Origin of the sequence: Janthinobacterium sp. DSP2-3-3 (genome assembly GCF_049897325.1) — a bacterium.
Lineage (GTDB): Bacteria > Pseudomonadota > Gammaproteobacteria > Burkholderiales > Burkholderiaceae_D > Janthinobacterium.
The window spans coordinates 16,713-42,500 of record NZ_JAFCWA010000014.1; the positions used below are offsets into that span (position 1 = coordinate 16,713).

General features: G+C 64.9%; 27 protein-coding genes and 2 pseudogenes. 17 read left to right on the forward strand and 12 right to left on the reverse strand.

From position 1 onward, the window contains the following. Positions 1 to 26: 26 nt before the first annotated feature. Positions 27 to 689: a response regulator transcription factor gene (locus ACP7DE_RS23460; RefSeq protein WP_426074343.1), complete on the forward strand. Its 663-nt coding sequence runs from the start codon at positions 27 to 29 to the stop codon at positions 687 to 689. Then, entirely contained in the window at positions 689 to 1,990 is a 1,302-nt protein-coding gene (locus tag ACP7DE_RS23465; protein ID WP_426074344.1) for an ATP-binding protein, read from the forward strand. The genes ACP7DE_RS23460 and ACP7DE_RS23465 overlap by 1 nt, the downstream gene beginning before the upstream one ends. A 60-nt stretch (positions 1,991 to 2,050) precedes the next feature. Here the strand turns inward: ACP7DE_RS23465 and ACP7DE_RS23470 are convergent, their stop codons facing one another. The 3 genes from ACP7DE_RS23470 to ACP7DE_RS23480 form a co-directional block, all read right to left on the reverse strand. Continuing rightward, entirely contained in the window at positions 2,051 to 2,689 is a 639-nt protein-coding gene (locus ACP7DE_RS23470) for an NAD(P)H-dependent oxidoreductase (protein WP_426074345.1), read from the reverse strand. Positions 2,690 to 2,824: 135 nt separating this feature from the next. After that, positions 2,825 to 3,103, reverse strand: coding sequence for an aldo/keto reductase (locus ACP7DE_RS23475; RefSeq protein WP_426074346.1), 279 nt, complete (start codon positions 3,101 to 3,103; stop codon positions 2,825 to 2,827). A gap of 100 nt (positions 3,104 to 3,203) precedes the next feature. Continuing rightward, complete coding sequence (locus ACP7DE_RS23480; protein WP_426074347.1) at positions 3,204 to 3,329, reverse strand: hypothetical protein; 126 nt, start codon at positions 3,327 to 3,329, stop codon at positions 3,204 to 3,206. 3 nt (positions 3,330 to 3,332) lie between these two features. Here ACP7DE_RS23480 and ACP7DE_RS23485 point away from each other — a divergent pair, with 3 nt between their 5' ends. After that, positions 3,333 to 4,139 (forward strand): LysR substrate-binding domain-containing protein, encoded by an 807-nt coding sequence (locus ACP7DE_RS23485; protein WP_426074348.1) that lies wholly within the window; start codon positions 3,333 to 3,335, stop codon positions 4,137 to 4,139. On the opposite strand, the gene ACP7DE_RS23490 is transcribed toward ACP7DE_RS23485, so the two are convergent. Next, complete coding sequence (locus ACP7DE_RS23490; protein WP_426074349.1) at positions 4,140 to 5,237, reverse strand: ATP-binding protein; 1,098 nt, start codon at positions 5,235 to 5,237, stop codon at positions 4,140 to 4,142. Continuing rightward, entirely contained in the window at positions 5,237 to 5,986 is a 750-nt protein-coding gene (locus ACP7DE_RS23495) for a response regulator (RefSeq protein WP_426074350.1), read from the reverse strand. The genes ACP7DE_RS23490 and ACP7DE_RS23495 overlap by 1 nt, the downstream gene beginning before the upstream one ends. A gap of 132 nt (positions 5,987 to 6,118) precedes the next feature. Between ACP7DE_RS23495 and ACP7DE_RS23500 the strand changes: the two genes are divergently transcribed. From ACP7DE_RS23500 to ACP7DE_RS23510, 3 genes are read left to right on the forward strand one after another with little or no spacing between them, the layout of a single operon-like run. Beyond that, complete coding sequence (locus ACP7DE_RS23500; RefSeq protein WP_426074351.1) at positions 6,119 to 7,282, forward strand: efflux RND transporter periplasmic adaptor subunit; 1,164 nt, start codon at positions 6,119 to 6,121, stop codon at positions 7,280 to 7,282. Between the two features lie 59 nt (positions 7,283 to 7,341). Continuing rightward, positions 7,342 to 10,488, forward strand: a complete 3,147-nt coding sequence (locus tag ACP7DE_RS23505; RefSeq protein ID WP_426074352.1) for a multidrug efflux RND transporter permease subunit — start codon at positions 7,342 to 7,344, stop codon at positions 10,486 to 10,488. Further along, on the forward strand, positions 10,488 to 11,858 hold the full coding sequence (locus tag ACP7DE_RS23510) for an efflux transporter outer membrane subunit (protein WP_426074353.1): 1,371 nt from the start codon (positions 10,488 to 10,490) through the stop codon (positions 11,856 to 11,858). Before ACP7DE_RS23505 ends, ACP7DE_RS23510 begins: the two co-directional genes overlap by 1 nt. A 13-nt stretch (positions 11,859 to 11,871) precedes the next feature. Here ACP7DE_RS23510 and ACP7DE_RS23515 read toward each other — a convergent pair whose 3' ends face one another. Beyond that, positions 11,872 to 11,994, reverse strand: coding sequence for a hypothetical protein (locus ACP7DE_RS23515; RefSeq protein WP_426074354.1), 123 nt, complete (start codon positions 11,992 to 11,994; stop codon positions 11,872 to 11,874). A gap of 158 nt (positions 11,995 to 12,152) precedes the next feature. Between ACP7DE_RS23515 and ACP7DE_RS23520 the strand changes: the two genes are divergently transcribed. From ACP7DE_RS23520 to ACP7DE_RS23540, 5 genes and pseudogenes are all read left to right on the forward strand, one after another. Beyond that, complete coding sequence (locus ACP7DE_RS23520) at positions 12,153 to 13,799, forward strand: DUF4394 domain-containing protein (RefSeq protein ID WP_426074355.1); 1,647 nt, start codon at positions 12,153 to 12,155, stop codon at positions 13,797 to 13,799. A gap of 122 nt (positions 13,800 to 13,921) precedes the next feature. Then, the gene (locus tag ACP7DE_RS23525; protein WP_426074356.1) at positions 13,922 to 15,202 is read left to right on the forward strand and encodes an arsenic transporter; all 1,281 of its coding nucleotides are present in this window, start codon (positions 13,922 to 13,924) and stop codon (positions 15,200 to 15,202) included. Between the two features lie 46 nt (positions 15,203 to 15,248). Further along, positions 15,249 to 15,878, forward strand: a complete 630-nt coding sequence (locus ACP7DE_RS23530; RefSeq protein ID WP_426074357.1) for an NAD-dependent dehydratase — start codon at positions 15,249 to 15,251, stop codon at positions 15,876 to 15,878. 46 nt (positions 15,879 to 15,924) lie between these two features. After that, positions 15,925 to 16,347: pseudogene (locus ACP7DE_RS23535) on the forward strand (GNAT family N-acetyltransferase); the annotation flags it as partial. A 3-nt stretch (positions 16,348 to 16,350) separates the two neighbouring features. Continuing rightward, positions 16,351 to 16,956 (forward strand): flavin reductase family protein, encoded by a 606-nt coding sequence (locus tag ACP7DE_RS23540; protein ID WP_426074432.1) that lies wholly within the window; start codon positions 16,351 to 16,353, stop codon positions 16,954 to 16,956. Here ACP7DE_RS23540 and ACP7DE_RS23545 read toward each other — a convergent pair whose 3' ends face one another. The 4 genes from ACP7DE_RS23545 to ACP7DE_RS23560 all read right to left on the reverse strand — a co-directional run bounded on the left by ACP7DE_RS23545 (position 16,957) and on the right by ACP7DE_RS23560 (position 20,519). Beyond that, a complete protein-coding gene (locus ACP7DE_RS23545) occupies positions 16,957 to 17,877 on the reverse strand; it encodes a DUF2145 domain-containing protein (protein WP_426074358.1) in 921 nt (306 codons plus the stop codon). It abuts the gene before it with no gap. 8 nt (positions 17,878 to 17,885) lie between these two features. Beyond that, complete coding sequence (locus ACP7DE_RS23550) at positions 17,886 to 18,317, reverse strand: hypothetical protein (RefSeq protein WP_426074433.1); 432 nt, start codon at positions 18,315 to 18,317, stop codon at positions 17,886 to 17,888. Between the two features lie 112 nt (positions 18,318 to 18,429). Beyond that, on the reverse strand, positions 18,430 to 19,263 hold the full coding sequence (locus ACP7DE_RS23555; protein ID WP_426074359.1) for an HDOD domain-containing protein: 834 nt from the start codon (positions 19,261 to 19,263) through the stop codon (positions 18,430 to 18,432). Positions 19,264 to 19,421: 158 nt separating this feature from the next. Next, positions 19,422 to 20,519: an acyl-CoA dehydrogenase gene (locus ACP7DE_RS23560; RefSeq protein WP_426074360.1), complete on the reverse strand. Its 1,098-nt coding sequence runs from the start codon at positions 20,517 to 20,519 to the stop codon at positions 19,422 to 19,424. Between the two features lie 179 nt (positions 20,520 to 20,698). Between ACP7DE_RS23560 and ACP7DE_RS23565 the strand changes: the two genes are divergently transcribed. Then, the gene (locus ACP7DE_RS23565; RefSeq protein ID WP_426074361.1) at positions 20,699 to 21,145 is read left to right on the forward strand and encodes a PaaI family thioesterase; all 447 of its coding nucleotides are present in this window, start codon (positions 20,699 to 20,701) and stop codon (positions 21,143 to 21,145) included. Between the two features lie 22 nt (positions 21,146 to 21,167). Here the strand turns inward: ACP7DE_RS23565 and gstA are convergent, their stop codons facing one another. Both gstA and ACP7DE_RS23575 read right to left on the reverse strand, forming a co-directional pair. Beyond that, the gene (gene gstA / locus ACP7DE_RS23570; RefSeq protein ID WP_426074362.1) at positions 21,168 to 21,782 is read right to left on the reverse strand and encodes a glutathione transferase GstA; all 615 of its coding nucleotides are present in this window, start codon (positions 21,780 to 21,782) and stop codon (positions 21,168 to 21,170) included. A 147-nt stretch (positions 21,783 to 21,929) separates the two neighbouring features. Then, positions 21,930 to 22,322: pseudogene (locus ACP7DE_RS23575) on the reverse strand (LysR family transcriptional regulator); the annotation flags it as partial. An 85-nt stretch (positions 22,323 to 22,407) separates the two neighbouring features. On the opposite strand from ACP7DE_RS23575, the gene ACP7DE_RS23580 reads away from it, so the two are divergent. The 5 genes from ACP7DE_RS23580 (at position 22,408) to ACP7DE_RS23600 (ending at position 25,734) form a co-directional block, all read left to right on the forward strand. Next, entirely contained in the window at positions 22,408 to 22,617 is a 210-nt protein-coding gene (locus tag ACP7DE_RS23580; protein WP_426074363.1) for a hypothetical protein, read from the forward strand. 92 nt (positions 22,618 to 22,709) lie between these two features. Continuing rightward, positions 22,710 to 23,072: a hypothetical protein gene (locus tag ACP7DE_RS23585; RefSeq protein WP_426074364.1), complete on the forward strand. Its 363-nt coding sequence runs from the start codon at positions 22,710 to 22,712 to the stop codon at positions 23,070 to 23,072. Then, positions 22,957 to 23,670, forward strand: coding sequence for an MFS transporter (locus ACP7DE_RS23590; protein ID WP_426074434.1), 714 nt, complete (start codon positions 22,957 to 22,959; stop codon positions 23,668 to 23,670). The genes ACP7DE_RS23585 and ACP7DE_RS23590 overlap by 116 nt, the downstream gene beginning before the upstream one ends. Positions 23,671 to 23,787: 117 nt before the next feature. After that, positions 23,788 to 24,585 carry a TOTE conflict system archaeo-eukaryotic primase domain-containing protein gene (locus ACP7DE_RS23595; RefSeq protein WP_426074365.1) on the forward strand — a complete coding sequence of 266 codons (798 nt, stop codon included), beginning with the start codon at positions 23,788 to 23,790 and terminating at the stop codon, positions 24,583 to 24,585. Between the two features lie 633 nt (positions 24,586 to 25,218). After that, positions 25,219 to 25,734 carry a GNAT family N-acetyltransferase gene (locus ACP7DE_RS23600; RefSeq protein WP_426074366.1) on the forward strand — a complete coding sequence of 172 codons (516 nt, stop codon included), beginning with the start codon at positions 25,219 to 25,221 and terminating at the stop codon, positions 25,732 to 25,734. Positions 25,735 to 25,788 lie beyond the last annotated feature (54 nt).

Consider the following 25,788-nt stretch of genomic DNA (forward strand, 5'->3'; position numbering starts at 1 on the left):
TATTTTCTGGACTGTGAGGGGCCTGCGTGCGCGTGTTGCTGGTGGAAGACGATCCGATGATCGGGGAAAGCCTGGTCGAGGGCTTGCGCGGCGAATGCTATGCCGTGGACTGGGTGCGCGACGGCCACGATGCGGAGCTGGCGCTGGCCGGTTTCGCCTACGACCTGATGCTGCTGGACCTGGGCTTGCCCGGCAAGGAGGGCATGGATGTGCTGCGCGCCATGCGTGCGCGGGGCGCCGACTTGCCCGTGCTGATCATCACGGCGCGCGACGGCACGCCTGCCCGCGTCGAGGGGCTCGACAGCGGCGCCGACGATTACCTGGTGAAACCGTTCGACCTCGATGAGCTGCTGGCGCGCATCCGCGCGCTGCTGCGGCGCAGGGTCAGCCGTTCGCGCTCCGTCATCGAGCATGGCGCGCTGATCCTGGACCTGGCCAGCCACGACGTCACGTTTGACGGGAAACAGATCAAGCTGGCGCCGCGCGAGTTTTCCGTGCTGCGCGCCTTGCTCGACCATCCGGGCAAGGTGGTGTCGAAGCGCCAGCTGAGCGAAAAGCTGTACGGCTGGGATAGCGAAGTGGAAAGCAATACCGTCGACGTGTATGTGTACCAGCTGCGCAAGAAGTTCGGCGTGGACTGTATCCAGACTGTGCGCGGCGTGGGCTACAAGATGCGGGTAGCATCTTGATGACGATTCGCCGCCAGTTGCTGCTCGGTTTGCTGGCCGCCACCTTGCTGTGCGTGCTCGGCGCCGGTATTTCGCTGTTCCGCTCGCTGTTGGAAGAAGCCAATGAACTGGCCGATTTGCAGCTGCGCCAGCTGGCCGTGGCCTTGCCCGATGAATTTGCGCCGCAGGCGGGCCTGGCCGCCGCGCAAGACCCGGAAGAAGCGTTCGTGCTGCAGGCGTGGGACGAGGACGGGCAGCCATTGCCCGTCCTGCAGGGCCAGCCGACACTGCCGCGCTATGCGCTGGCCGGCTTTGCCGATGTCGTGCTGCACGGCGAGGACTGGCGCCTGTACGGCGAGACGCGGCGCGGCCGCTACGTGCAGGTGGCGCAGGCGCAGGCCGTGCGCGACCAGCTGGCCTGGCAGATGAGCAGGCGCGCCGGCGTACCCCTGCTGGTGTTCGCGCTGATCCTGGCGCTGCTGATCGTCGCCGTGGTAGGGCGCGCGCTGGCGCCGCTGCACCGGCTGGCCGAATCGGTGGCGGGCCGTTCGCCGGACGCCTTGACGCCGCTGGCCGCCGACGACATGCCGCCCGAGTTGCGGCCCGTGGCGCTGGCGCTCAACAGCTTGATGGGCCAGTTCGAGGCGGCGCTGACGGCGCAGCGCACCTTTGTTGCCGACGCCGCGCATGAACTGCGCTCGCCGCTGACGGCGCTGAAATTGCAGTTGCAGGTGGCCGAACGGGCCGGCAGCGAGGAAGAACGCCGCGTGGCGCTGGCGCGGCTGCATGAGCGGCTGGACCGCAGCACGCACCTCGTGCGTCAGCTATTGAGTCTGGCGCGCCATGAAACGGCGCTGGCGGCCAGCCAGCTGCACACGGTGGACCTGGGCCAATTGCTGGAAGCGGCCGTGGCCGATCACAGCGCGCTGGCCGACAGCCGCGCAATCGACCTGGGCGTGGTGGAAACGTTGCAGGCCAGGGTGCAGGCCGATCCCGACGGTTTGCAGGTGTTGCTGAATAATCTGATCGACAACGCCTTGCGCTACACGCAGCAGGGCGGCAGGGTCGATTTGCAGGCGGCACTGGAAGATGGCCGGCCCCTGCTGCGCGTGTCCGACAACGGCCCCGGCGTGCCGCAGCACTACCATGCGCGCCTGTTCGACCGCTTCTTCCGGCCCGACGGCAACGACGCCTGGGGCTGCGGCTTGGGCCTGTCCATCGTGCGTCATATCGCCGAGCACCACCACGCCGAGATCGCGCTGGACGATGGGGAAGCGGGACGGGGCCTGCAAGTGACGGTGCGCTTCCCGCAAGTGGCCTGAACGGTCAAAAAAAAGCGGATGCCGGTGAGGGCATCCGCTTTTCAATCACGGGCGAGGCGCTTACGCCAGCTCGGTGATGAATTGCTCGCGCGCAGGGCGCACTTTTTTCAAGTCCACCAGCCAATCGCCTTCGTCGGCGCGGTAGCCGAGCGGCAGCATGACGACGGAACGCAGGCCCTTTTCGCGCAGGTTCAAGATGTCATCGACCTTGGCCGGGTCAAAGCCTTCCATCGGCGTCGAATCGACTTTTTCCTGCGCCGCGGCGATCAGGGCTGTGCCCACGCCGATATACGCCTGGCGCGCCGCGTGCTGGTAGTTGGTTTCCGCATCGCGCTGCGGATACGTGGCCAGGATTTGCTGGCGGTACGCTTCCCAGCCTTCATTTTTGAAGCCGCGCACGGTGTTGACCAGGTCAAACATCTTGTTGATGCGTTCGACCGTGTAATTGTCCCACGCGGCAAACACCAGCAGATGCGAAGCGTCCGTCACTTGCGACTGGTTCCACGCATGCGGCTTGATCTGCTCGCGCAGGGCAGCATTCGTCACGACGAACACTTCATACGGGTGCAGCCCGCTGGAGCTGGCCGTCAGGCGCACGGCTTCCAGGATGCGCTCGACTTTGTCTTGCGGCACCGTTTTCGTCGGGTCCATCTTCTTGGTGGCATAGCGCCATTGCAGTGTTTCGAGCAAATCGGACATGTAAATCCCTTTCAAAATGAATAGTTCAGATTGGAAATGATAGCGGATTCAGGCATTTCAAGTGCAAAGGGGCAAAAAACCTGTATTGCTCACCCAAGTTAGCGTACTCAAGTTAGCGCACTCCAGCACGGTTGTCTACAGGCCAAGCATGACAAGCTCATGTTGCGGGTAGCGCGCGCCCTGCACGCTAGCGGGCGCGATGGCAGCGCCGATGGCGGCCAGCTCGGCGTCGCTCAGCTTGATCTGCGCTGCGCCGACATTTTCTTCGAGATGCGCCAGGCTGCGGGCGCCGGGAATCGGCACGATGCCGTCGCCTTGCGCCAGCAGCCAGGCCAGGGCCAGTTGTGCCGCCGTGGCGCCGCGCGCCGCCGCCAAGCGTTGCAGTTCGGCCACCATGTTCGCGTTGGCCGCCATCGCCTCACGCCCGCCATGCGTTCCACGCCCTGGCCATGGGGCAAGATCTTGAAGCCGAACTTGGTGGCCACGCTGACCTTGACCTTGCCGCGCAGCGCCTTCAAGGCGCGGCCCACCAGTTCCTCGTTGGCGTAGGGGTATCGATCAGGGTGACGCCCAGCTCCACGGCGCGGTGCAGCACGCGCAGCGATGCTGCCTCGTCCGCGCCGCCGTAGGCAAAGCTCATGGCGTGTCCGCTTCTGCTCTCAGCCATGCGCTGCGCGCGCTGGAAGAGCGCCTGGGCGTGCGCTTGTTGAACCGCACCACGCGCAGCGTCACGCCGACCGAGGCGGGGCAGCAGTTGCTGGCGCGCCTGACGCCGGCCATGCGCGAAATTGAGGATGCCTTGCTCGACCTGAGCACCTTGCAGGATGTGCCCGCAGGCAAGCTGCGCCTGAACGTGCCGCGCCCGGCCGCCCGGCTGCTGCTGGCGCCCATGCTGGCCGGTTTTGTCGCGCGCTATCCGCGCGTGCAGGTGGAACTGGTCACCGATGACGGCATGATCGATATCGTGCGCGACGGTTTTGACGCGGGCATCTGTCTTGGCGAACAGGTGGCGGCCGACATGATCGCCGTGCCCGTGGGCGCGCCGCAACCGTTCGTGGTGGTGGCGTCGCCCGCCTACCTGGCGGCGCACGGTGCGCCGGTCACGCCGCGCGCGCTGCTCGAGCATGCCTGCATAGGCCGGCGTCTTACCAGCGGACGCCAGTATGCGTGGGAGTTCGAACTGGAGGGGGAAGCCGTCAGCATCGCCGTCGGCGGCCCGCTGGTGTTCGATGACGATGAGCTGATGCTGCGTTCGGCCCGCGATGGCGCGGGACTGGCGTATGTGTACGAAGCCGATGCGCGCGCCGATATCGCGGCGGGGCGCCTGGTGTGCGTGCTGGAGCACTGCCTGCCGCCGCCGCCCGGTTACTTCCTGTACTACCCGAGCCGGCGGCAGATGCCGGCTGTATTGCGCGCCTTTGTCGATATGCTGCGCGCGCCGCCGACATAGTCAGCCGACGGGCGGTAACGCGCCATGCTCGACCGGCCACTTGACGGTAAATAAGCTTCCCCCGAGGCTGCCGCCCGCCTTGCCACGCGTGCAGACCGCGCTGCCACCATGCGCGCGCGCGATGGCTTCGACCACGGCCAGGCCCAGGCCGCTGCCCGCGTTCAAGTCGACCTTGGTGCTGTCGCCGCGGCGGAACGCTTCGAACACATGCGGCGCCAGTTCGTCGGCAATCCCGGGGCCCGCATCCTCGACGCTCAGGTAGTACTGGCCGGCCTGCACGCGGGTGCGCACGCGCAGCAGGCCCGGATGCGCGTAGCGGCGCGCGTTGTCGAGCAGGGCCAGCACGATTTGCCGGATGCGCGCCGCATCGCAGCAGACGGGATGGTCGGACAGGTGCAATTGCAGGGTAAAGCCGGCCGCTTCCATGTCCGGCGCCAGCAGGCGGCCCACTTCCTCGATTTCCAGGGTCAGGTCCGTCCAGGCCATGCGCAGCTGCATGTAGCCGCTGTCGGCCAGGCTCAGGGTGCGCAAGTCCTCGATCAGGCGGCCCAGGTCCTCGACTTGCGACAGCAGGCTGGAAAACGGCACTTCCTCGGGCTTGAAGACGCCATCGACGACGCCTTGCAAGGTGCCGCGCAAGATCGTCACGGGCGTGCGCAGTTCGTGCGCGATGGCCGCATTCCATGTCTCGCTTTCCTTGGCCGTCCGCTGCAGGCGCTCGGCCATGCTGTTGAAGTCATCGACCAGCATGGCCGTCTCGCCCAGGCTGCGGTCGCCAGCGAAGGCGCGCGCGGACAGGTCGCCATGCGCCACGCGGCGCACGCTGTCCATCACGGAATTGATCGGCTTCAATATGCGCGCGGCCAGCTTGATGGCGAAAAACGCGGCCAGCAGCAAGCCGAAGATGGTGATGGCGAAGATCCACAGCCACTCGACGGTGCTGGGCGACCAGTCGTCCGGCTCGGACAGCATGCCGGGGTCGATCTTGAAGGCAACGGCAAAGAAGATCCATGAGCCCATCCAGATGAGCAGGATGCTGCTGACCATCAGCACGGACATCGACAGCACGATCTGCCGGTTCAGGCCCGTGAAGCGCATCAGAGCTCGCTTTCCAGCCGGTAGCCCACGCCGCGCAGGCTGGCCGGCATGTTCATGACGCCCGCTTCTTCGAGCTTCTTGCGCAGCTTGCTGACGTGGCTGTCCACCGTGCGTTCCATCGAATTGCTCTCGGGCATGCACGACTCCAGCAGTTCCAATCGGCTGCAGACGCGCCGTGGCGTGCGCGCCAGGTGCGCCAGCAAGCGGAACTCCGTCAGCGTCAGGCTCAAAGGTACGGGCACGCCGTCGCGCAACACGCTGGCCACATACGTTTCCTGGTCGATCTCGATGGGCCCGCAGCGCAGGCGCTGGCCGCCTATCGGGTGGTGGCGCACGCGCGAGCGGCGCAGCACGGCCGCCACGCGCGCCACCACTTCGGCCGGATTGAAGGGCTTGATGATGTAGTCGTCGGCGCCCACGCGCAAGGCGGCCAGTTTATCCGCATCTTGGTCGCGCGCCGTCAGCATGATGACGGGCGTTTCGCCGCGCCGCCGCACTTCCGTCAACACCCCCCAGCCATCCACACGGGGCATTTGCACGTCGAGCAGAAGCAGGTCCGGCGACAGCGCCAGGTGCTGGTTCAGCGCTTCCTGGCCATCGTGCGCAAAGGCCGTGCGATAGCCGTCGCGCTCCAGGTAACCGGCGAGGATGCGGGCGATTTGCGGTTCATCTTCGGCGATCAGGACGAGGGCGGTAGGCGGCGTGGTGGCAAGAAAAGAGGGTTGGCTGGCGCTGTGATGATAGTTCATCTAAATAGTCTAGCATTCTTCTTTCTCTCCATCGAATCTCCACATTTCTTTGACGAAATATCCACCTTGGCCTTTTATGCTGCGCTTATCTGTCGACCGGACCGCCGGTTGGGATCTGCCATAGAAAAGACCATGCATCCGAGCCACCTCTCCAAGAAAAACATGTTGATCGCCGCGGCACTGCTCAGCCTTGCCGCCTGTTCCAAACCCGCGACGCAAGAAGGCGCCGCGCCGCCCGCCGCCGTCACGGTGCTCAAGCTGCAAGCGGCCTCCGTGGTCCTCAGCGATGAATTGCCGGGTCGCGTGGCGGCCTTCCGCACGGCCGACATCCGCCCGCAGGTGGGCGGCATCGTGCTGCGCCGCCAGTTCGAGCAGGGCGCCGAAGTGCATGCGGGGCAGAAGCTGTTCCAGCTCAACCCGGCGCCGTTCCAGGCGGACGTCGATTCGGCCGCCGCCGCCCTGCAGCATGCGGTGGCCACAGCGAAGCGCGCCAGCAGCCAGGCCGATCGCCTCAAACCGCTGGTGGAAGCGGACGCCATCAGCCGCCAGGCGTATGACGATGCCGTGGCCCAGCGCGAGCAAGCCGTGGCCACCTTGGCGCAGGCGCGGGCCAGCCTGGCGCGCCGCCGCCTGGACCTGGCCTTTGCCAGCATCGAGGCGCCAATTGCCGGACGCATCGGCTCCGAACTGGTGACGGAAGGCGCGCTGGTGGGTTTGGCGGACGCGGCGCCGATGGCGCGCATCCAGCAGATCGACAAGGTGTATGTCGACGTGCGCCAGCCGGCCGCCGCGCTGGCGGCGCTGCAAGCCTCAGGCAACGAAGGCGCGGACAAGCTGCCCGTGACCATCCTCGGCGCGGATGGTCAGCCGCACCCCGTCACGGGGCGCATTCTGTTTTCCGGCATCAGCGTCGATGCGGGCACGGGCGACGCCGTCATCCGCGTGCTGGTCGACAATCCGCAGCGCCAGCTGCTGCCGGGCATGTTTGTGCGCGCCCGCATTGCCCGCGCCGTGCAGCCGAATGGCGTGCTCGTGCCGCAGCAAGCCGTCTTGCACAGCAGCGGCGGCCAGGCCCAGGCCTGGGTGCTCGATGGCACGCACAAAGCCAGCCTGAAACCAATTACCGTGGGCGACGTGGTCGAGCACCAGTATGTGGTCAACGGCGGTTTGAAAGCCGGCGACACCGTCGTCATCGAAGGCCAGGAACGCTTGCAGCCGGGCGCCACCGCCGCACCGCAGCCTTGGAAGCGCGCCGCCGCCGTTGCCACCGCAGCTCCCGTCAGCGCCGTGCGCTGATCCGTATGCATTGAAAGTGTACGCATTGAAAGCGTACTTATTGAAAGTGGTTTAATTACATGCCTCAATTTTTCATTAACCGCCCCGTCTTTGCGTGGGTGGTGGCGGTCTTCATCGTCCTGTTCGGACTGATCGCCATACCGCAATTGCCGATTGCGCGTTTTCCTTCCGTGGCGCCGCCCAGCGTCAGCATTAGCGCCAACTATCCTGGCGCCACGCCGCAAACCATGAACGATTCCGTGGTGGGCCTGATTGAACGCGAACTGTCGGGCGTCAAGCACCTGCTGTATTTCGAGTCGTCCACCGATACCTCGGGTTCGGCCTCGATCACCGTCACTTTCCAGCCCGGCACCAATCCGGAAATGGCGCAGGTGGATGTGCAGAACCGTTTGAAAGCCATCGAGCCGCGCCTGCCGCAAGCCGTGCGGCAAAATGGCTTGACGGTGGAATCGGCGTCGTCGGGCTTTTTGATGATCGTCAGTTTGATTTCCGACAATGGCCAGCATGATGAAGTGGCGCTGGGTGACTACCTGGCGCGCAATGTGACGGAAGAACTGCGCCGCATTCCCGGCGTGGGCAAGGTGCAGCTGTTCGGCTCCGAGCGGGCCATGCGCATCTGGGTCGATCCGGCCAAGCTGGTGTCGTACAACATCGCCATGGGAGAGCTGACGGCCGCCATCGCGCAGCAAAATGCGCAGATCGCGCCGGGCCGCCTCGGCGATTCTCCCGCCGTGGAAGGCCAGCGCGTCACCATCCCGCTGACGGTGCAGGGTCAGCTGCAAACACCGGCCGAATTTGCCGCCATCGTGCTGCGCGCGAACGCGGACGGCTCGAAAGTGACCATCGGCGACGTGGCGCGCGTGTCCTTGGGCGCGCAAAGCTTCAATTTCAGCATCCGCGAAAACGGGCAAGCCGCGTCGGGCGCCGCCATCATGCTGTCGCCGGGCGCCAACGCCGTGCAGACGGCCAGCGCCGTGCGCGCGCGCATGGCCGAACTGGCGCACACCATGCCGGCCGGGATCAAGTATTCGGTGCCGTTCGATACGGCGCCATTCGTGAAAATCTCGATTGAAAAGGTCATCGTCACCCTGTTAGAAGCGATGGTGCTGGTCTTCCTCGTCATGTATCTGTTCCTGCAAAAGATACGCTACACCCTGATTCCCGCCATCGTCGCGCCGATTGCCCTGATGGGCACCTTCACGGTCATGCTGCTGGCCGGCTATTCCATCAACGTGCTGACCATGTTCGGCATGGTGCTGGCCATCGGCATCATCGTCGACGATGCCATCGTCGTGGTGGAAGCGGTGGAGCGCTTGATGGCCACCGAAGGCTTGTCGCCGAAGGAAGCGACGTCGAAAGCCATGCGCGAAATCACGGGCGCCGTCGTCGGCATCACCCTGGTGCTGACGGCCGTGTTCATCCCGATGGCGCTGGCCAGTGGCTCCGTTGGCGCGATCTACCGTCAGTTTACGCTGGCCATGGCCGTGTCGATTTTGTTTTCGGCGTTTTTGGCACTGACCCTGACGCCGGCCCTGTGCGCCACCATGTTGAAACCGATCGGACCGCACGACCACGACAAGAAGGGCTTCTTCCTGTGGTTCGACCGCCAGTTCGAACGCATGACGGCGCGCTATGAAAAGGGCGTGGTGGCGATGCTGAAGCGTGCAGGGCGCTCGATGGTGCTGTATGGCGCCATCGTCGCGGCGCTGGGCGTGGCCTTCATGCAACTGCCTTCGGCCTTTTTGCCGGAAGAAGACCAGGGATACTTCATTACCTCGATCCAGCTGCCGTCCGACGCCACCATGGAGCGCACGCTCGATGTCGTCAAATTGTACGAGCAGCACGTGGCCACGCGGCCCGGCATTGAGGTAAATCAATCGATCCTCGGCTTCAGCTTTTCCGGCGCGGGGCCGAATGCGGGCCTGGCGTTCACCATGCTGAAGGACTGGAAACAGCGCAACGGCGCCACGGCGCAGGAAGAAGTGGCGCTGGCGCAGGCCGCCATGTCGCAGGCGAAGGAGGGCGTGATCATGAGCCTGATGCCGCCCGCCATCGATGAACTGGGTAACTCGTCCGGCTTTTCCATGCGCCTGCAAGACCGCGCCAACCAGGGCATCGCCGCCCTGCAGGCGGCGCAGAACCAGTTGCTGGGCCTGGCCGCGCAAAGCAGCAAGGTGGCGGGCGTGTATCCGGACGGCTTGCCGCCCGGCGCCAGCGTGCGCCTCGATATCGACCGCACCAAGGCCGAGGCGCTGGGCGTGTCATTTACGGCCATTGCCGACATGCTGACGGCGGCCATGGGCTCGACCTATGTCAACGATTTTCCGAATGCTGGCCGCATGCAGCAAGTGATCATCCAGGCCGATGCGCCGTCGCGCATGCAGTTGAACGATGTGCTGGCCTTGCGCATCCGCAATAACGCGGGCGGCATGGTGGCCTTGGGCGAGCTGGTGCGCCCCGTGTGGAGCGAATCGCCGCTGCAGCTGGTGCGCTACCAGGGCTATCCGGCGGCGCGCATTTCCGGCAGCGCGGCACCCGGTGTATCGAGCGGCGACGCCATGCTGGAAATGGAACGGCTGGTGAAACAGCTGCCGCCCGGCTTCGCGCTGGCGTGGACGGGCCAGTCGCTGCAAGAGAAGGAATCGGCGTCGCAAGCGCCCATGCTGATGGCGCTGTCGATGCTGGTGGTGTTCCTCGTGCTGGCGGCCCTGTATGAAAGCTGGAGCATTCCCGTCTCCGTGATGCTGGTGGTGCCGCTGGGTTTGCTGGGCGCCGTACTGGCCGTGATGCTGCGCGGCATGCCGAACGATGTCTTCTTCAAGGTGGGCATGATCACGATCATCGGCCTGTCGGCGAAGAACGCCATTTTGATCGTCGAATATGCACGCCAGTTGCAGGCGCAAGGCAAGGGGCTGGTCGAGGCGACGGTGGAAGCGGCCAGGTTGCGTTTGCGCCCGATCCTGATGACATCATTGGCCTTCGCGCTGGGCGTGGTGCCGTTGATGCTGGCCACGGGCGCCAGCGCCGAAACGCAACATGCGATCGGCACGGGCGTGTTCGGCGGCATGATCACCGCCACCGTGCTGGCCGTGTTTTTCGTGCCCGTGTTCTTTGTCGTGGTGCTGGGCGCCGTCGACAAGATGGGCAGCTATTTCAAGAAACGCAATAATCACACTGCGATTAAAGCGGTGGAAGGAGAGTTGTAATGCGTTTGTTTTTTATCACGCCGCTGGCCGCGCTGGCCTTGTCGGCCTGTTCATTGACGCCGCCGCTGGTCAAGCCGGCGGCGCCCATTCCCGCCAGTTACGAGGCGACGCCGTCATTCGCCGCGGGCAGTGCCGCCGACCTGGGCTGGCGCCAGATGCTGCTCGATGCGCGCCTGCAGCGCCTGGTCAGCCTGGCGCTGGAAAACAACCGCGACTTGCGCGTGGCGTCCCTCAACGTGGAAGCCGTGCGGGCCCAGTACCAGATCCAGGATGCGGGCCGCTATCCGGCCATCGGCGCCAATGCGGGCGGCGTGCGCCAGCGCGGCGCCGATGCGGTGACACAAAATCAGTTCACGGCGGGCATCGCCATGAGCGCGTTCGAGATCGACCTGTTCGGCCGCCTGCGTTCCCTGTCGGATGCCGCGTTTGCCCGTTACCTGGCCACGCAGCAGGGCCAGCGCGCCGCGCACATGGCCCTGATCGGCGCCGTCGCCGATGCATATCTGGAACAGCGGCTGGCCGAGGAACAGCTGGCGCTGGCCCGGCAAACCCTGGCCGACTGGCGCCAGGCGTTGGTCCTGACACAGCGCCTGCACGGCGCGCAGCAGGGCAGTGGCCTGGACGTGGCGCAAGCGCAAGGGCAGGCGGCCACGGCGGAAGCGGACGTGCAGGCGCGGGAGCGGGCCAGCGCCTTGGCGCGCAACAACCTGGAATTGCTGCTGGGCGCGCCGCTGCCAACGGACTTGCCGGCTGGCCGGCCGCTCGATGGCCAGCCCGTGCTGACGCAACTGCCGCCCGGCCTGCCGTCGGACTTGCTGGCGCGCCGTCCCGACATCCTGCAAGCGGAATATGCGCTGGTGGCGGCGAATGCGGAAATCGGCGCCGCCCGCGCCGCCTTCTTCCCGCGCCTGTCGCTGACGGCGTCGCTGGGCCTGGCCAGCCCGGAGCTCGGTGATCTGTTCCGTGGCAGCGCGCGCAGCTGGTCGTTCGCGCCGCAAGTCACGCAACCGCTGTTCCAGGGCGGCCAGCTGCGCGCGGAACTGCAACTGTCGCGCCTGCGCAAGGACGTGGCCGTGTTGCAATATGAGCAAGCCATTCAGACAGCCTTCCGCGACGTGCGCGACGGCCTGGCGGGCAGCGCCACGTATGCGCAGCAGATCGATGCGCAGCAGCGGGTGGTGGCGGCCGCCGAACAGCGGCGCAAGCTGTCGGCCTTGCGCTATGGCGCGGGCCAGGACAGCCGGCTGGAATTGCTCGATGCGCAGCGCCAGTCGTATGCGGCCCGGCAAACCCTGCTCGACGTGCGGCGCGACCAGTTCAAGTCGTCTGTGGCCTTGTACAAGGCGCTGGGGGGAGGGCTGGAGGAGTAGCCGCCTTGCGGGCTTAGCCCGTAAAGGCGCCGATAGGCCGCTTGCGTGCCAGGCTCCAGCCCGCCGTGTGTTGGGCGGCAGTCTTGCCGTCCGCCTGCTGCACGCTGTAGGTGCAGAGGATTTCCGTAAGGCTCAACTTGAATTAAGTTGTCCAAAGGTAAGCACAAGCGGGGGCGGCAAAAATTTTTTTGCGCCGCTGCATCCAAATGCGCGCATGGCGAGTAGTACAGGGGTGCGCTCGCCGCAACGGCGGCACGAGCGGCACTTCCACTCACTCTTTCAGGGGCCACGACCATGCCGATATTACCGACCTTGCCATTTGCCGAGCTGCTGCTCGTTTCCGCCATCGCCATGACCTTGTCCGCCTGCGGCGGCGATGACCATGATGATGTTGTCGTCACGCCACCGCCGCCCGTGGCGGTGGCCGGCGATGTCTTCGTGTTGACAAACAGCAACAAGCTGCTGTCGTTCGACCGCGCCACGCCGGCCACCATCCGCACAGCGGTGACGGTGACGGGCCTGCAGGCAGGCGAAAACTTGCTGGGCATCGATTTCCGTCCCGCTGATGGCCAGCTGTATGGTGTCGGCAGCACGGGCCGCATCTACACCTTGAATGGTGTAACGGGCGCGGCCACCCTGAAGGCGAGCCTGGCGGCCGATGCGGCCGACGCGACGTCGCCCTACACGGCGCTGGCCGGTACGGAGTTTGGCGTCGATTTCAACCCGGTCGCCGACCGCCTGCGCATCGTCAGCAACACGGGACAAAGCTTGCGCATCAATGCCGATACGGGCGCCACCACCACGGATGGCAACATCAACGGCGGCGTGGCCAGCACCGCCATCACGGCTGCAGCGTATACCAACAGCCTCGCGGGTACGGCCAGCACCACCCTGTACGTCATCGATGGGGCCAACGCCACCCTATACACGCAAAATCCGCCGAATAACGGCACCCTGGCCGGCGCCGTGCCGTTGGGCGTGGCGGCCACCAGCGTATCCGGTTTCGACATCGATGCACGCACGAACACAGGCTATGCCGTCATGACGGTGGCCGGCGCGCGCAACCTGTACACCCTGAATCTGGCGGCTAGCACCGCGCCGGCGACCCTGGTGGCGGCCATTGGCGTGACGGAAGAACTGCGCGGCATCGCCTTGAAGGCGCCGGCGACGCCCAGCGCCTATGGCTTGACGGACGACAATCGCATCGTCACCTTCAAGACGGCCACGCCAAACACCCTGGACGCCAACGTGGCCGTCACGGGCTTGGCGGCGGGCGAGCGCCTGCTGGGCTTTGACATTCGTCCCAAGGATGGCCTGCTGTACGGGATTTCCTCGGCCGGGCGTATCGTCACCATTGACCCGGCCACGGGCGTGGCCAGCGTCAAGGCGACGCTCACCGCCGATGCGTTGGATACCACCGCACCCTACGCAGCCATCGCCGGCACGGCCTTCGGCGTGGATTTCAACCCCGTCGCCGACCGCCTGCGCGTGATCGGCAATACGGGGCAAAGCCTGCGCATCAATGTCGACACGGGCGCGACCACCACCGACGGCGCCGTCAACCGCACGGGCGCGGCGCCCATCGTCACGGCAGCCGCCTATACCAACAGCTTTGCGGGCACTACGGCGACCATGCTGTTCGATATCGACACGGCCAGCGTTTCGCTCGCCTTGCAAAATCCACCGAATGACGGCACCCTGGTCAATATAGGGCTGCTGGGTGTCGCGGTGGCGGGCGACGTGGGCTTCGATATTACAGGCGGCGCCAACGGGCTGGCGCTGGCGGCCCTGCGCACGACGGCCGGCGGCCCCAGCTCCCTGTACCGCATCGACCTGGCGACGGGCGCGGCGGTGCTGAGCGGCGGCGCGGCCACCCCGGCCGCATCCGCCATCGGCAATGGCGCTGTGGGACTGGTCGATATCGCCATCGCACTGAAGTAAGGGAGTACCGCCGCGGCCTTTGCATTCATTCAATAATTCCAGTATTATGGAATTATTGTTGACATTCACAGGCTGCGGCGCATGGTGCCCGCGACGCCGCATTTGCACGGGACCATCACCGCATGCTGACCGCTTTCCTCATTTTCCTCGCCACCCTGACCCTGGTCATCTGGCAGCCGCGTGGCCTGGGCATCGGCTGGAGCGCCGTCATCGGCGCTTGTGTCGCCTTGCTGGCAGGCGTGATCCACTGGGGCGACATCCCCGTCGTCTGGCATATCGTGTGGAATGCCACCGGTACCTTCGTCGCCGTGATCATCATCAGCCTGTTGCTGGACGCGGCCGGCTTTTTCGAGTGGGCCGCCTTGCACGTGGCGCGCTGGGGCGGCGGCAGCGGACGCAAGCTGTTCGTGCTGCTGGTCTTGCTGGGCGCGGCGGTATCCGCCGTGTTCGCCAACGACGGCGCCGCGCTGATCCTGACGCCCATCGTCATCGCCATGCTGCGGGCGCTGAAGTTTTCCACCAGGGCCACGCTGGCTTACGTGATGGCGGCCGGCTTTATCGCCGACACGGCCAGCCTGCCGCTGGTGGTGTCGAACCTGGTGAACATCGTTTCCGCCGATTTCTTTAAGATCGGCTTTGCCGAGTACGCTGCCGTGATGGTGCCCGTCAACGTCGTCGCCGTGGCCGCCACCCTGGGCGTCTTGCTGCTCTTTTTCCGCCAGGATATCCCGCGCGACTACGATGCGTCGCAACTGAAGCGCCCGGACGCCGCCATCCGCGACTTGCCCACCTTCCGCGCCGGCTGGCTGGTGCTGGCGCTGCTGCTGGTGGGTTTTTTCTCGCAAGAAGCCCTCGGTGTTCCCATCAGCCTGATCGCCGCCGTGGGCGCCGCGCTGTTGCTGGGCGTGGCAGGCAAAGGGCATGTGATTTCCACGCGCCACGTGCTGCGCCATGCGCCGTGGCATATCGTCGTCTTTTCGCTGGGCATGTACCTGGTCGTATATGGCTTGCGCAATGCGGGTTTGACGGCTTACCTGACGGGCATGCTGAATTACTTTGCGCAATATGGCGTATGGGGCGCGGCCATGGGCACGGGCGTGCTGACGGCCTTGCTGTCGTCCGTGATGAACAATCTGCCGACGGTGTTGGTGGGCGCGCTGGCCATCGATCCCACGACGGCGCAAGGGGCCGTGCGCGAAGCGATGATCTACGCAAACGTCATCGGCAGCGACCTGGGGCCGAAGATCACGCCCATCGGCAGCCTGGCCACCTTGCTATGGCTGCATGTGCTCGACAGCAAGAATATTCACATTTCCTGGGGCTACTATTTCCGCGTTGGCATCGTGCTGACCGTGCCCGTGCTGCTGCTGACCCTGACCGCGCTGGCGCTGCGCCTTTCCTGAATTCCCTGTATGGTGGTGGCTGACAGCAACTTTTTACTGGGAAACGATGAAACTACTGCTTGTGGGCGCCACGGGTCTGGTGGGCCGCGAAGTGCTGCGCCTGGCGCTGACGGACGCGCGCGTCACTTACGTCGTGGCGCCCGTGCGACGGCCCTTGCCGGCGCATCCCAAGCTTAATGCGCCCCTCGTCGACTTCGATCACTTGCCGCCCGACGCGCCCTGGTGGCAGGCAGACGCCCTCATCTGCACCTTGGGCACGACCATGAAGGTGGCCGGCACGCGGCAGGCGTTCCGGAAAGTCGACCACGACTATCCGCTGGCCGTGGCGCGCCTGGCGCTGGCGGCCGGCACGCGCACGTATGCGCTCAATTCCGCCGCCGGCGCCAACGCCGCCTCGCGCTTCTTCTACAACCGCGTCAAGGGCGAGTTGGAACGCGACCTGGAAGCGCTGGGTTTTGACTCTCTCACGCACGTGCGCCCGGGCCTGATCGGCGGCGAGCGCGACGTGGCCCGGGCAGGCGAGGGCGCCGCCTTGCGCCTCCTGCGCGTGCTGGGTCCCGTGCTGCCGGCGCGCTGGCGCATCAATCCGGCGCCGCGCATCGCCCAAGCCTTGCTGGAGGCGGCCATCGCCGCTGCGCCAGGCCTGCATGTGGTGACGTCGGAACACTTGCTGTGAAGGGCGGCGCCGTATAATTTCTCTTCCTGTTTTTGAAAGGATAACAATGCAGACAGTACGTCCTTACCGTGCCAGCGACCGCGATAGCTGCCTGGCCCTCTTCGACGGCAACACGCCGCGCTTTTTCGACCCGTCGGAGCGCGCCGGCTTTGCCGCCTGGCTCGACACATCGACGCACCCGTATCTGGTCATCGAACGTGACGGGGACATCGTCGCCTGCGGCGGCCATGCGCTCGAGGCGGGCGGCACCGTCGCCAGCCTGTGCTGGGGCATGGTGGCGCAGGATCTGCATGGACAGGGACTGGGCCGCGCGCTGACGCAGGCGCGCCTGGACGCCATCCGTGCAATGCCTGGGGTCGCCAGCGTAAGCATGAAAACCAGCCAGCACACGCAGCGTTTTTATGCGCGCTTCGGCTTTCAACCAGTTAACGTGACGCCGGATGGCTTCGGGCCAGGCATCGACCAGTGGGATATGGTCCTGTCCCTGAAAAACAAGGAAGCTGATCGTAGCCATATCGCCGCCGTGCCGCTGGAAAAAGCGTATCGCCTGCTCAATCACGGCCCTTCCATCCTCGTCTCGGCGCGCCATGCGGGCGTTGACAACGTCATGGCCGCCGCCTGGGCCTGCGCGCTCGACTTCGCGCCACCGAAACTGACCGTGGTGCTGGACAAAGCCACGCGCACGCGCGCGCTGGTCGAAGGCAGCGGCACGTTTGTCATCCAGGTGCCGACGGCGGCGCAGCTGCAGCTGACGCACGCCGTAGGCACGCACAGCCTCGACGCGCAGCCCGATAAACTGGCGCGCGCCGGCGTGCAGCTGTTTCACATGGAAGGCTTTGATGTGCCATTCGTGGCGGGATGCTCCGCCTGGCTGGCCTGCCGTCTGATCCCCGAGCCGCACAATCAGGCGGCCTACGACCTGTTCATCGGTGAAGTGGTGGGCGCCTGGGCCGACACGCGCGTGTTCCGCGACGGGCACTGGCATTTCGAGGAGGCCGATCCATCCTGGCGCAGCCTGCACTACATTGCGGGCGGGCGCTTTTATGCGATCGGCGAGGCGCTTGATGCGCAGGCTTGATCAATCGAGGGCGATAACCCGGTCGTTTGCGCCGGGCACGCAGCCGTCGGCGATTGGTTCCCAGCCCCGGTGCACCACCACCTGCTTGCCGTCGTGGCAGATTTCCACGCGCTCGCTGGCGGGCAGGCGCTGGCGCGCGAACGCTTCCAGGCTGGCCGGCAGGCTCACTTCCAGCCGCATCGTGCCGATGGCTTCCGGCGGGTGGTCGTCCATGTGCACGAGGGGTACGAAGATCGAACCGAGCATCAGCCAGCGCGCACCCACGTCGACGGGGGCGGGCGCATACGGTGCCGCGCGCAGCCAGTTCTGGGCGCGGGCGCGCAAGTCGCTGCCCGCGGCCAGCTCGCCCCAGGCCGTGGCCAGCAATTCCACCACCCACTGATTGCAATTCTGGTATTTCAGATTGAAGGCATACGCGTTGGCGCTGTAGCGGCCCGCCAGCAACTGCTGCACGCGCACGGGGTCGAGCAGGGCGCGGCGCAGGGGCGGCACGGTTTCGGCCGGCAGTTTGACCAGCGAGATGTACCCAAGAGCCGGATTGTCCGTGCCCATGACGAAACCGGCCGTGCCCTGGTCGAAGATGCGCGGACGGCCTTCATCGCAGGCGTAGTACAGCTGGCGTGCGGACCAGCCATTGTCATTGTCGTGGCGCCAGGCCAGGGCAGCATGCGAATAGCGGATGCCGAAGCGTGCCAGGTCCAGGCCGGAACGGCTGATCAGGGCCACGCTGCCCTCGCTGGCGGCCAGTTCTTCGCGCACCACGGCGGCAAAGCGCAACAGGCGATCCTGTTCCGTGGCCGTGAGTTCCTGCGCGCGGTCGCAAAAGCGCGCCGAGGCCAGTGAAGTGCCCGCATGGGCCGCGCCAGCCAGGGCGAGTGCGGCGCAGCCGGCCAGCAGCCGCGCCAGCTTGTGCAGGGTCACACTTTGGATCAAAGGCTGACGGGACGCGTGGCCATTTCGCCGTACCAGTCGTCGGCCAGCACCAGGAAGAAGGCGGCGCGCGTGTCGTTGCGCGAAAATTCGATGCCGTAGCTGCGGTTTTGTGCATGCACCACGTCGCCTTGCGCCAGTTGTTGCTTGTCGAGCGCCGCTTGCGGCAAGTCCAGCACCAGCGGCGTTGCCGTGGCGTCCGCTTGCATCGTCAGGCGCGTCATGCCGTTGCGGCCCGGCACGGCGGCCACGTCGATGATGCGGTAGGGACCATTGGCCACCTTGTTGTCGCGCGAGGAGCTGTTGCTCGAACCGTTGAGCGAATCGGAAATACTGCCGCTCGACTGGGAGCCGGCACTGGAGGCCGATGAAACGAAGCTGTCGGCGTTGGCGTTGCAGGCCACGGTCAGAGCTGCGGCCAGGCCGAGCATGCGTAAGGAGGTAGTCAAGGCAGTTTTCCAGTGGACTGAGTAGCCGTAGCCATTACATCAATGAAAGCGGGCCGGGTCCATCCCGGCCAGCGCCATCATAGCAGATCGGCCATCAGCTGAGCAGTACCTCGATCAGGGCTTTTGCTTCGGCCGACGGCTGCGTGCGCAGCGCCTGCAGCACGGGATCGTGCTCCAGATAGGTTTGCAGCGGCGCGCTGACAGTGACGCTGGCCTGCGGCAGCGGCGAGGCAACGGGCGCCAGCGCCTTGGCCAGCAGCAGGGTGTCGCGCAAGCCTTCGGGCGGCAGCATGATGGTCGAGCCGGGCAAGGCATTGACGGCATCGGCCACCGGCAGCGGCACACCCAGCTGGCGCATCAGCGCGCGGCCGATCACTTCCAGGGTGGACGCCATCTGCGTTTCCAGCTGGGCGTACAGGCCCGGGGTCTTGTCGGCCTGGGCCAGCATATAAAAGCCGGCCACTTCATGGACGATGCCGGCGAACAGCGCCGTATCGGCATCCGTATGCGTGACGGCGCCGGCCAGCGCATGCGCCAGCGCCGCCACATGCACGGTGTGCGCCCACAGCTGGGTGGCGCGGTCGCGCAACGCTTCGTCGCGGATGCCCGCGTTCAGCTGGCGGATGACGGCCGCCGTCGCCAGCGCATACAGGTTGCGATGGCCCAGCCGTTCGACGGCGGCGCGCACGCTGGTGATGGCAGGCGCCAGTCCCGGCGCGAACAGGGCCGAGTTGGCCAGCGCCACGGCGCGCGCCGACAAGGTGGGTTCGCACAGCAGCAGCCGGCTGATGTCGGCCGAATGGCAATCCGGATTGGCCAGTTCCTTTTGCAGGAGCAGGGCCGTGTTGATACTGGTGGGAAAGGCCAGGGTTTCCGTTTCGGCGCTGGCCAGGAGTTGCGCCAAGCTGTTGAGCGTATTGACGTGCATGGGTAGTGTATAGAAAAGAGTTTGCTGTATGGAATAGCCTAACATTATCTGTCAAATTCGCCGCCTGTGCCGTTCGATGGCGCACCGTGGCGCAAGACGGCATGACTTGGCTGTGCCGTCCAGCATGTCAGTGCTTGCGTCGAACAGGCGCGGCAGCTTTACGGCAGCAGCAAAGCGTGCTGGCTGGCCGTATGGAAATCGCGCCAGACGCGGTTGATGGGGCTGTCTTCGCGGGCCGCGTACAGGCCGCAGTAGGGGTAGAGCTCATCGACCGCGGCGCGCGCGATGGCCACCAGTGCCAGCGAGCTCGCTTGCACCGAGCGCATGGCGTTCGCGTCCAGCGGCGAAGCGGCGGCCACCTGTGCCCAGCTAGCGTCGAGCACGGCATAGAAATGCGTGCGGGCGGCGGCGAAAGCGTGTTGCTTGTCGCGCAGCAAGGCAGCCACTTCCGGCACCTCCAGCAGCGGCAAGCCTAGCCCGGCATGCCGGCGATGGCGTATGCACTGCCGCGCCAATTGCAGAAAATGGCTGGCCATGCCGGCCATGTTGGCCGCCAGGGTCACATATGCCAGCGCGTAAAACGGATAGCGGTACAAGGGACCAGCGGCCGTGGCAAAGGCGGCGTCGATGGCGAAGCCGTGTTCCCTGGCCACCCATTGCCCGTCGATGCGGTAGCTGTGCGAGGCGCTGGCGCGCATGCCGATGCAGTTCCACGTCGGCACGATGTCCACCAGCGCGGCAGGTACCAGGAAGGCGCGTATGCGCGGCGCGCCCGCTTCGTCAAGCAGCGGTTGGCCGTTGGCGCGCAGCTGGGCGTTCAAGGTGAAATGAGTCGCCATCGGCGCGCCGCTGGCGTAGTCCCAGCAGCCGCTGATGCGGTAGCCGGCGCCTTCCTGCTCGGCGTAGCCGGTTGGCGCGCCGCTGCCGCCCAGGCAGACGCGGGGAGTGCCGATGATGGCGCGCGCCAGTTCCGGTGCCAGGAAGCCGGCAAACCAGCCGGCGCCGGCGCACAAGGTGAGCACCCAGCCCATGCTGCCGTCGATGGCGGCCACCGCTTCCTCCAGGCGCACCGCTTGCGGCAAGGGCAGTTCGGCGCCGCCGGCGCTGCGCGGTGCCAGCATCGTCAGCCAGCCGCGCTGGTGCAGCAGGGCCTGCTGGACCGGATGCAAAAAGCGGGCGGCGTCGGCCGCCTGCGCATGGCGCGCGATGCGGCGCGCGTCGCACTCGCTCAGGGTATCGATGGCGGCTGGTTTCATGGCAGAGTTCGACAATGGCAAAGGCGGGCATTTTCGCACAGCGCGGGGTGTACCGGGCAGTTCGCGGCCTGTACGTCGCAATCGGTGAAAATGACGACAGCGGATGGCCGGGGCGGGCCATAAGCGGGTACAGTCGCATGATCTCTTCCATGCAGAACTTATCCTGAAAGCACAAAACCATGTCCCGTCTTCCTGACCCGCAATTCGCCGAGAAAGTCCGTGCCAGTTTTGATTTGCAAAACGCCATGACCTTGATCCAGGCCAGCCTGCCCGTGGTGGCACATGGCAGCACGGAAATCCACGTGCCGCACTGGAGCGGCATCGAGCAGCAGCATGGCTTCGTGCATGGCGGCGTGGTCGGCATGATCGCGGACTCGGCCGCCGGCTACGCGGCCATGACCATGGTGCCGGACGGCGCTTCCGTGCTGACGGTGGAATACAAGATGAATTTGCTGGCGCCCGCCGATGGCGAGAAACTGATTGCGCGCGGCAAGGTGGTGCGTCCGGGCCGCACCTTGATCGTCACGCAGGCCGAAGTGTTCGCCGTCAAGGATGGCCGGGAAGCCTTGTGCGCGCTGATGCAGCAAACCATCATAGTGATGCACGGCAAGTCGGAAAAGACTTGATCCGTGCACCACGGCACGCGATTCAGCCGGCTTTTGCCAGGCCTTCCGCTTCCCAAGCAGCTTTGACGCTGTCGCGCTGGGCCATTCTGCCCAGGAATGCCTGTACATTGGCCAGCGCGGACAAATCCACGCCCAGGCCTGGCGCCCAGCCCGTGATGACGAACAGATAGGCGTCGGCCACGGTAAAGGTGTCGCCGGTCAGGTAGGGCTGGCCTTCCAGGCGGCTGTCCACCCACTTGTATTTCTTGCCCAGTTGCTCATTGAACAAGGCCTTGGTGGCGGCGTCGTAGCGGGGATCGAACAGGGGACTGAACGATTTGTGCAGCTCGGACGTGATGTAGTTCTGCCATTCCAGCACCCTGTAGCGGGCAAAGTTGCCCACGGGCGGCAGCAGATCCTGCCTGCCCGCCTGTTCGGCGAGGTACTGGGCGATGACGGGGCCTTCGCTCAAGGTAGTTCCATCGTCGAGCGCCAGCAGCGGCACCTGGCCTTTCGGGTTGAGCTCGTAGTAATTGCCGTCTTCCTGCGTCCGGTGCCGGCCCAGGTCGACCTTGACCAGGGTGAACGGCGTGCCCGTTTCGCGCAGGATGATGTGCGGTGCCTGCGAGCAGGCGCCCGGCGAGTAAAAGAGTTTCATGGCGATCCTTGAACAGGTGGGAAAGAAGCCACTATAGTCCTGCGCCGCCGCACGGTAAACGTGTGTTCGTGTGGTCACACTTTCTGCCCGGTGAAGGATTGCGCTGGCTCAAACCACGGGATAGCGCAAGGTGTCGAGCAGCAAGGTAAACGCGGGCGCAACGACGACGGCCATGCGGAAATCGGGGCCGATGGGCATGGCGATCATGTCCTTGGCCACTTGCTCGCCCAGGCGCACGCCCGCGTCGCAGCGCGCGGCCACGATATCGGTCATGCCGTTGTCGACGACTTCGATGTTAATATCCGGAAAGTTCGGCAGCAAGCGGGCGATGGCCGGCTGCAATACCGTCAGCGCCGAGTGTTCTCCCGCGCTGATGCGGATGTTGCCGGCCGGCTTGTCGCGCCGGGCGCTGCGCGTGGTGCGCACCGTCTGGCTCAGCGCCGATTGCGACACGCCCAGCTTGGCTGCCGCCCTGGTAAAACTGCCTTCGCGGGCCACGGCTACGAAGGCGAGAATGTCGTTGAAGTTGGTTTGTGCCATGTTGTCACCTTTCAGTCATTCATCACGCTGCGTTATGCTGTTATTCTGCAAGCATCTCCCTGCCATGTGGCCGGACTATCGCCTGATGAAAACTTTTCTTTGCTCACTACTGGGTTTTGTCCTTGCCAGCGTCATCGCATGGGGCGCCCTGTTGCTGTGGGGCGGCCTGGTCTTGCAACTGCCGCCCGGCGACAGTTATTGGGACCGCACACCGTATGCGGCCGACATTTTCCTGGCTTGCTGGCCATGCCTTGCCATCGGAGCGGCAATGCTGGCGGCTCGGCTGGTCCGTTGATCCCTGCTCTGTGCAATTCATTAGCCTAGCTACTAAGTTCACGCAGGCTTTAGCATCTGTTCATGGTAATGCGTTAGCCTTACAGTGGCGGTATGAAAAATCTTCCCGCTAACTCCGCCGCGCCGCACAAGGCGGCCATTCTCGCCATCATCCTTGTCAGCTATGTGATGATCGTGCTCGATACGTCCATCGTGCTGACGGGCTTGTCAAAAATACACCATGACCTGGGCTTTACAGATACGGGCCTGGCCTGGGTGCAAAGCGCCTACACCTTGACGTTTGGCGGCTTGCTGTTGCTGGCCGCGCGTGCCGCCCATCCTGGCACCATCCACCCTGGCTTTGCTGCAAACCACGTTTGCGGAGGGGCGCGAGCGCACGCGGGCCATCGCCCTGTACAGCGCCGTGGCCGGCATTGCCGCCAGCGTGGGCATGGTGCTGGGCGGCGTGCTGGCTGAATGGCTGTCGTGGCGCGTGGGTTTCTTCATCAACCTGCCTATCGGCGCCGCCATGCTGGTGGCGGCGCGCCGCTACATCGCCGAGAATAAAACCGCCCGTGGCCGCTTCGACGTGGCCTGCGCCGTCAGTTCCACTCTTGGCATGACGGCCCTCGTGTACGGCTTGATCCGCTCGGCTGGCGCCGGCTGGGGCGATGCCCTGACGCAAGGAACCCTGGAGGCGGACGGGTCTGGCTTTCCTGCCCATGACCCTGGTCAACTTCGGCGCTGGCGGCACTGGTGGCCGTGGGCAGCGCGGCCGTCATGCTGGCGCCGGCCTTGCTGCTGGTGCTGTCATGCCGCCGCAGCAGCTGACCACTCGCGCAGCAATTGTCCGAACGCATCGGCCTCCGCCGTCGTGCTGGCGGTGCGCCAGAGCAGCTGGAACTGGGCTGCGGGCAGGACGGGCAAGCCATGCTGGCCATCGATGACCACCATGCCCGCCTCCAGGTCGCCTTGCGGCAGGGCCGTGATCGCCAGCCCGGCCAGTACGGCGGCGCGCAAACCCTGCCGGCTGGCGTGGCAAAGCTTGCGCTGGTACAAGGTTTTGGCGCCGTGATGCTGTATGGCGGCGTGGCCGCCTGCCGGGCTGCCGGTGCGCTGAAATCCGGGAGCAGGGGAGGCTATAATCTGGGCACGTTGGCAAGTGTTGCCTAACGTCATTACGAGGCCGCCCATGCATAAACTGATTTCTGAACTCACCCGCTTGTATCTGTTCGATGAACAGCAGCACTATCTGGAGGCGGATGGCGGCGCGCAGCCGCTGACGCCGGCCGTGCTGGCGCGCCATCTGTCGGGCGAGCAGACGGTGGCGGTGCAACTCGTGACCGAGGGCGGCCTGACGCGTGCGCTGGTGCTGGAGTTTGGCGGCAAGGGCGGCGGCGAAGCGCACTGGAGCGCGCTATGCACGATTGCCAATGCCGTGCAGCACGAGCTGGACTTGCCGGCGCCCGCCGTCAGCATCTCGGGCACGGCATTCCAGTTATGGCTGTCGCTGGCCACGCCCGTGCCCGTCGCCCAGGCGCGCCAGTTCGTGCAACTGCTGCGTTCAACCTTTTTACCTGCCTCGACCGACATCCTTGCCGCAGCACCCCCCGCTGACGTGGAGCAGGTGGCGCTGCCGCCATGCTTGCAGCCATCGGGCAAGTGGGCCGCCTTCATCCACCCCAGCATGGGCGCCGCCTTCGTCGATGAACCGGGCCTGGACATGCCGCCGCCGCCAGCGGCCCAGCTGGGTTTCCTGGAAAGCTTGCGCAGCATCAACCCGGCCCAGTTCGCGCAGGCGCTGGCGAAGTTGCAGGGACATGCGGGGCTGGCTGTCGCCGTGCCCGCTCCCGTCGTTGCCGCATTGCCAGTGGCAACGTCCGCCACTGCGCCGGGCTTGCTGCTGCAGGACGCCACACTGGAAGACATCGTGAACTGGCTGCATGCGCGCAATATCGAGCCGACCTTGCGGCACCGGCTTACCGATTGAACTGGCCGATTGATTGCGCAGCCAAGAGCGGCCAGTCGAGAATACTGCATTGTACGAATCGGGGAAGCAAGCGTGAACGCAATATTTGAACAGTCGGTTTGCGTTAGGCGTTTTTTCCGTGTGCTGTGCCTTGGATTGACCTGCGTGTCGACGCATTCTTCGCTGCATGCGCAAGGAACTGCTGGCCGGCCAATCGAGAATTTCATTTCCCCACCTCGCTTGTTTCCCTCGGAAGGAGCGTTGCGGGCGGCATATGAGCCTTTGCTGGCATTCGACCGGATATCAGGCAAGGTGATGGGGGAAATACGGGCGGATTTATCACCCTGTCCCCCTCGGCAAGACGAAACCGCGTGTGGCATCCCCATTCGCTGGTACTACAAGGTTAGCCGTACGGAAGTGGAAGAAGGTACAGCCCAGCCCAACCTGCCCATGACTGGCTACAATCCCACGCGGCGTAAAAGTGGCACGCATGTCGGCATGTTCTGGGCCAGGGGTGCTGACTTTCCGGGGGAAGTCCACGTTCAGCCAGGCGCGGCCGTTGACGTTTGACCTGCAACACAACGGTGTAGATGTTTTCTCAACTTGGAACGGCAATATTGCAATGCGATAGAGTCAAAATGCGAACCTTAATAAATGAAGATTGAAATTCGACGCGCCGAGTTCACAGAACGCCAGATAGTCAGAAACTTGATGGAACTGTATCAGCACGATTTTTCCGAGCTTGACGGCACAGATTTGGACGAACATGGTCAATACGGTTATTACGACTTAGACTGCTTTTGGATAAACCCTACGTGGTCAGCGTATGTCATGAAGGTCGACAATAGGTGGGCAGGCTTTGTTTTGACAAACGATGAGGTCCAGATCCAGGGAAATACGCATGCAATCGTAGAGTTCTTCGTCGTTCGCAAGTACCGACGTCAAGGACTAGGCAGGATGGCTGCGGAAACCATCATGACGATGTTCCCGGCCAAATGGGAGGTTAGTGTCATTGAAGAAAACCCTGCTGCGCGGCACTTTTGGGAAACACTCATCAATACAGCCTGGCCGGGCAGGCATCAGTTAGCCGTCTTCGACAATGAGCAATGGCAGGGGCCGATATTTTCGGTCGACACGCACGTAACAACGCCATCGGATTCAGTCGAGTAACGGCACTGATATAGTCGAGCCAAAGATACCTTCAGACGACAGCAAGCGGCCAGA